2 tRNA genes and 2 rRNA genes are annotated in these 1,637 nt (G+C 50.9%); all 4 read left to right on the top strand.

Annotated elements, in window-relative coordinates:
- Positions 1-649 (top strand): 16S ribosomal RNA (locus KGA81_RS29925); the annotation flags it as partial.
- Positions 650-730: 81 nt separating this feature from the next.
- A tRNA-Ile gene (locus tag KGA81_RS29920) sits at positions 731-807 on the top strand.
- 30 nt (positions 808-837) lie between these two features.
- Positions 838-913: transfer RNA gene (locus KGA81_RS29915), tRNA-Ala, on the top strand.
- Between the two features lie 245 nt (positions 914-1,158).
- A 23S ribosomal RNA gene (locus tag KGA81_RS29910) occupies positions 1,159-1,637 on the top strand; the annotation flags it as partial.

Below are 1,637 nucleotides of genomic sequence, written 5' to 3'. Positions count from 1 at the left end.
GCCGCAAGGTTAAAACTCAAATGAATTGACGGGGGCCCGCACAAGCGGTGGAGCATGTGGTTTAATTCGAAGCAACGCGAAGAACCTTACCAGGCCTTGACATCCAATGAACTTTCCAGAGATGGATTGGTGCCTTCGGGAACATTGAGACAGGTGCTGCATGGCTGTCGTCAGCTCGTGTCGTGAGATGTTGGGTTAAGTCCCGTAACGAGCGCAACCCTTGTCCTTAGTTACCAGCACGTTAAGGTGGGCACTCTAAGGAGACTGCCGGTGACAAACCGGAGGAAGGTGGGGATGACGTCAAGTCATCATGGCCCTTACGGCCTGGGCTACACACGTGCTACAATGGTCGGTACAGAGGGTTGCCAAGCCGCGAGGTGGAGCTAATCCCACAAAACCGATCGTAGTCCGGATCGCAGTCTGCAACTCGACTGCGTGAAGTCGGAATCGCTAGTAATCGCGAATCAGAATGTCGCGGTGAATACGTTCCCGGGCCTTGTACACACCGCCCGTCACACCATGGGAGTGGGTTGCACCAGAAGTAGCTAGTCTAACCTTCGGGAGGACGGTTACCACGGTGTGATTCATGACTGGGGTGAAGTCGTAACAAGGTAGCCGTAGGGGAACCTGCGGCTGGATCACCTCCTTAATCGACGACTCAGCTGCTCCATGAGCTCCCACACGAATTGCTTGATTCATTGAAGAAGACGATAAGAAGCAGCCCGAAATTGGGTCTGTAGCTCAGTTGGTTAGAGCGCACCCCTGATAAGGGTGAGGTCGGCAGTTCGAATCTGCCCAGACCCACCAATTTTGTGTGGGAAACGCCTGTAGAAATACGGGGCCATAGCTCAGCTGGGAGAGCGCCTGCCTTGCACGCAGGAGGTCAACGGTTCGATCCCGTTTGGCTCCACCACTACTGCTTCTGACGTATAAAGCTTAGAAATGAGCATTCCATCGGTTCGATGGTGAATGTTGATTTCTAGTCTTTGACTAGTTCGTTCTTTAAAAATTTGGGTATGTGATAGAAAGATAGACTGAACGTTACTTTCACTGGTAACGGATCAGGCTAAGGTAAAATTTGTGAGTTGCTCTATGAGCAAGTGCGAATTTTCGGCGAATGTCGTCTTCACAGTATAACCAGATTGCTTGGGGTTATATGGTCAAGTGAAGAAGCGCATACGGTGGATGCCTTGGCAGTCAGAGGCGATGAAAGACGTGGTAGCCTGCGAAAAGCTTCGGGGAGTCGGCAAACAGACTTTGATCCGGAGATGTCTGAATGGGGGAACCCAGCCATCATAAGATGGTTATCTTGTACTGAATACATAGGTGCAAGAGGCGAACCAGGGGAACTGAAACATCTAAGTACCCTGAGGAAAAGAAATCAACCGAGATTCCCTTAGTAGTGGCGAGCGAACGGGGACTAGCCCTTAAGTTGATTTGAGATTAGCGGAACGCTCTGGAAAGTGCGGCCATAGTGGGTGATAGCCCTGTACGCGAAAATCTCTTGTCAATGAAATCGAGTAGGACGGAGCACGAGAAACTTTGTCTGAATATGGGGGGACCATCCTCCAAGGCTAAATACTACTGACTGACCGATAGTGAACTAGTACCGTGAGGGAAAGGCGAAAAGAACCCCG

The organism is Pseudomonas sp. A-B-19 (assembly GCF_019947515.1).
Lineage (GTDB): Bacteria > Pseudomonadota > Gammaproteobacteria > Pseudomonadales > Pseudomonadaceae > Aquipseudomonas.
This window is presented reverse-complemented; position numbering and strand designations above follow the sequence as displayed.